Origin of the sequence: Bowmanella yangjiangensis (assembly GCF_017255015.1) — a bacterium.
In the GTDB taxonomy this organism is placed as follows: Bacteria; Pseudomonadota; Gammaproteobacteria; order Enterobacterales; family Alteromonadaceae; genus Bowmanella; species Bowmanella yangjiangensis.
Genome location: NZ_JAFKCS010000072.1, coordinates 1 through 4,391 on the forward strand (window position 1 = coordinate 1; position 4,391 = coordinate 4,391).

Annotated in this window: 4 protein-coding genes; all 4 read right to left on the reverse strand. The window is 53.2% G+C overall.

Going from position 1 to position 4,391, the window contains the following annotated elements:
• Nucleotides 1–475 (reverse strand): hypothetical protein (locus J0A65_RS21590; protein ID WP_206596396.1); only part of this gene is annotated, 475 nt, incomplete at its 3' end.
• On the reverse strand, nt 465–1,226 hold the full coding sequence (locus J0A65_RS21595) for a hypothetical protein (RefSeq protein ID WP_206596397.1): 762 nt from the start codon (nt 1,224–1,226) through the stop codon (nt 465–467). The genes J0A65_RS21590 and J0A65_RS21595, both read right to left, overlap by 11 nt.
• Nucleotides 1,227–1,290: 64 nt before the next feature.
• The gene (locus J0A65_RS21600; protein ID WP_206596398.1) at nt 1,291–2,124 is read right to left on the reverse strand and encodes an HNH endonuclease; all 834 of its coding nucleotides are present in this window, start codon (nt 2,122–2,124) and stop codon (nt 1,291–1,293) included.
• A gap of 204 nt (nt 2,125–2,328) precedes the next feature.
• Nucleotides 2,329–3,669 (reverse strand): phospholipase D-like domain-containing protein, encoded by a 1,341-nt coding sequence (locus tag J0A65_RS21605; protein ID WP_206596399.1) that lies wholly within the window; start codon nt 3,667–3,669, stop codon nt 2,329–2,331.
• Nucleotides 3,670–4,391: the final 722 nt, after the last annotated feature.

Below are 4,391 nucleotides of genomic sequence, written 5' to 3' on the forward strand. Positions count from 1 at the left end.
CATCAACGGGCGACCGCACCAGCACATCGGGCGCAATGAAGAAATACGGACGAGGACCTGGGCGGGTTGGAAGCAGCAGTTGGGGCTGGACGATAATGTGCGGTACCGGTCGCCCTGCAACCGCATCGGCCAAGATACCTCGAGTAATTCGCAAACGCGCCACTCGAGAGTCGTCCTTAGTGCCTGGGTAATCGTCAAACAAGTTCCTGACGACAATCTCGTCAGCATCAATACCGAAGAAGGGAGAAAAAGCTTCGCGCAGGAGCCTAGCATCGCCTGCAAAGACGTTCCGCTCAAACTGTGTACCACGCCGCTTTGAAGATTGGCGCTCACCAAACTCACGATCATACGGCTCACCAACAATCCGCTCGTAGAATCGCTTTTCCGATCCCTCCTGCATCACCATGGCACCAAGGATCTCACAGGATGGGTTGCCGGCAAGCCGGACAAGCGCAGTGCTTCCTTTAACGGTCATCGTTCGTACTCCGCCAGGATCTCCTTGAGCCGGGTAAGGAGACCAACCCGGTGCGAGAGCCGAACAACTGATCTCGCTCTGACAGCTGCTGCTCCAGCTCCATAGCCGCGGCCTCACGCAGGGCGCGGTCCTCAGCCTCATGTTTATCGAGGGATGCAGAAATCACTGCCAGCCACTCGTCATAGAGGAATTTTGTGCGCTGGACCGGGAAGCCAGCATCACGCGCCTGATCGGCCGCCACATACTGCAAGGTAGCCGGGTTGTCAGCGGGGATTTGTCCTTCACTAACCAGGCGTGCCAGATTTATCGTCCAAGCCGCCCCCTTTAAGAACAGGATGCGCCCAGTCATTGGAGCCATAATGCGATCAGCTAAAGACCAGTCAGAACGGGCCCAGAAGCGCTTTACCGCTTGCCCTTGATCATAGGTTATACAGTGACAGAGATAGACCGGGCGTGCTCTAGAAGACTCGAAGGATCTAGCCTCGTCGTTCGACAATGTGCCAAAACGAGTTGCGGGAATACTCCGACCATGCAGCGGACGAATCACACTCGCCAGCAGTAGGGAGTTAAGCGGGCAACGCGCCTCCTGAAGCATGTCCAGTGTGATATCTCGCAGCGGTCGCCCTTTTTTCTCGCGGGGCGACATGAGCTTCTCAAGCTCGGCACGGCGCTCTCGCACCTCGTTAAGCCGGCGCTCAAGCTCGGCTTCCTGGGCTCTTAAATGGTCGATGTCATCAGTAGATTTGCTCATGAAGCAAACACTATCGAGATTTATCGGAGATGTCTATAGGGATTTATCGAGCTTTTTCAGGATCTCAGAGCAATAGAACCTTGTCCCGATGAAAGGCTAGATAAACGGCCTGACGGGGGTGAAACGGGGCGCAACCTTTCTCACACGCTTGCTGCAGCCCCAGACGCTTAATGTCCAACCGGTCGAGGCGTGACGAGACAATGACTTCGCCATGATCACTGAAGCTGATCAGACCTCGATCAAAGAGGCGGTCAACGTGAGGAGCAAGAAGCAGGCCGTTAGCACCATCCAACCGCTCGGTAGCACTGCTGCACAGTCGCCACGGTTTTATGTGACTGGCAATCAGTAGCCGGGGAGTTTCTACAGCTGTCAATCGACACGCCTTTTCAAGCTCAAATACGCGGGCTCGAAACAAGCCTTGACCATGGCGCGCGAGGATAAGCTGCTGCTTAGTTGTGGAGTCCAAATCTGGATCAGTGGCGATCTGGGTTTCTATAGCATCATCGATGCCCTTAAGCCCCGAAATGGCGGCGCGCTGCGCCAGCACAGCAGGTATTTCCGTGGAGTCGGATGGACCAACTAGCAGCTCGAACGCCGCCTGCCCAACCTCTGCGAGATATGCCTTCTGATTGCCGTTTCCTGTAATTGGATGAATCGGCGAGTACTTTTTGGGCATCATCGCCCCCAGCTCTGCGATTCGGTCCTTAGGGCGAATGGGCGCGGCCAATGCCCTCCACTCAACCGGCAGCAACCAACCATTGTTGGCCCAATTCTCTCCAGCAGAGCCAAACTTGCTGGGTTTCGGCGCTGGGCTTGCAAAATCTAAGACAGAACCAACATGGCAAATAAGTCCACCAGAAAAAGAGAGCACAGCGTCACCAGGCTCGGCGCGTCGCATGTTTTCGTAAAACTGGCTTCGCGCGCCATTAGCCTCACGTAGTGGCGCCCAAAGATAGCCGCCCTCCAACTCCTGTCGCGCAGTCTTATTGTGATTCACCCACCAATATCGCATCGCTCTGCCACCACTCCCTTTGACTGTACGCTACCGGTCGACTAATTCCTGCGCATATGCACTTGTAGATTGACCATAAGTCGAACCTCATCATGCCTCTGTACCGGCGGGCGTATACCGCCGACGCTTACGCTTATTCCCGGATGAAAATCTTACTAAGAAGATCGGCGAACCCTTGATCTCAGCTACAGAGGCGAAGCAATAGCTCCCAGGCTTACCAAAAAAACTGTCTGCGTTTTCACCCAAAAGACGCTGGTGAAATTTAAATGGCCCTAGAATCTCTTTCATAATCAGGGCTCTCATTCTGGATTTATCACTCAAAACCCAGTCAATAATTTCCCCCTGGCTTTTATTACCTGAGCCAAGCCGTAACTGACGACTGTTATGAACTAGAGGATCCAGTACACTGCAGCCGGTAAGGCTGAAGCTTACAGGAATGGTGCATATCTTCACGTTACTACGCCAGACAAAACAAGCAAGATTGGCACCTGGTGGTAGCTTTCTTAGATCCTTCATCTCACCAGACAGCTCCAGAGACAACGCTCTATCGATTGACAGTAGACCGTCGTCTGTAGTGACGCCTCTGGAAATCTTGGTGATACGCCCTGAAGCGACCCTTACCCAGCCGATATCACCAGTTTCAAGTACGCAGAGATATCGATTTCCCTGATCAAGCTCAACCGACCTATCACCGATGTGCCATTTGGTGAAGCTCCCACCCGATGCACTAAGGTATGGGCTGTGAGTTTCAATCCTCGGCTTTACCACTCGGCATGCCAACGTAGACTGGCTCCTTGTCAGGGGTATCATGCGCGCACTTATCTGGCCACGGATTACTTGGAGTTGCCGAATACGTTCTGACTGAACATCTGTTGGTTCAAGCTCCTCCTTTCCTTTCATTAGAGCTTCAGCTCCAGTCAGAAATGTTTCTTCCCCTTTTTTACATGCTGCACGAAATGCTCTGTGTAAAGCCGACGCATTCCCAACACTGGACCTCATTAACGAGATCATCTCTGAGGTGATTGGCTTGGCTTCCTCCAGCCAAGGGGATATACACTCCCTCACAAAGTTGCTTACGGCAGAGTCATCAAAGGCAGCAGTCAACTCCTTATTGAGGAGCCTTCCACGCTTAGTGAGGTTCTGGCTGCCAATGGTGACGAAGCTTTCATCCATGACAACCTTGGCGTGCAAATCGTTGACCTGGAAAAGCTGGTGCCCGTCCTTCAGCAGTTTTTCCAGCTCGTCTAGGGATGAACCGCCTGAAGCGAAGAGTCCGACATCAAAACGCGTGAAGATCTTAACATTAGCTTTTCCCTTGACGAGGGATCGGCATAGCGCTCCCGTGATAAAAGGGGAAAGGATGACCAACGGGGAGGATGATGCCTTGGCTTTGTCACGCCAAAGGGCAGCAACTTTCCGTCTGATCCTCATCGAGTACTGCCCCTAAGTTATTGATGACGTTATGTAGGCTTAGCAGTTGAGAGAAGGTAAACGCTAATACCCATGATCTGCTTTCCTGAAATAGCTGCCGGTTACACAGTAGACAGCAAATGGGTAGTGGAGAATACCAGTCGGGGCGTCACTACAGACATTGAAGAATGGTTTTATCAGACTCCGTCCTGTCACGACCACCGAAAGCATCGCTGTTGAAGGCAGTGGTATCGGTGGAGCACAGCAGCAGGTCAGCCAGATGCGCCCATTGTGACCAGACGCTTGAACTGAGATCGCCAGTGCTGGCGCACCTGTGGGCACCTGATTGGCATGAAGTTGTTAATTTTTAGCAAAACTCGGGTTCGCTCGACTGTTACTTGTTCGGCCTTGGGTCTGTCGACGTGGTGATCGCTCGAACGCAGCCTTTATAGTCAAATTTAACCGGCCTTTATTACGTCAGCCTTGATATCGATAGCGTGTGAGTGGTGCTCACCAGCCCTCGCCCGGCACACGGTGACGTCTGAGCCCCACTACCTTCTGCATAGCGACTTCTAACCAGCAGTTCGGAGCTTACTGAAAAGGTGGAGGGCAAGATAAAAGGTGGCGGCACTTCGCTCGCCTGAAAAGCAGTCTGCACGCGGGTTGGAGACGGCACTCAATGCAAGCATAGCCGTGCCGTGCACAAGGCAAATGCCCGCCAGTTCTGGCTTTGGCGCGTGCCT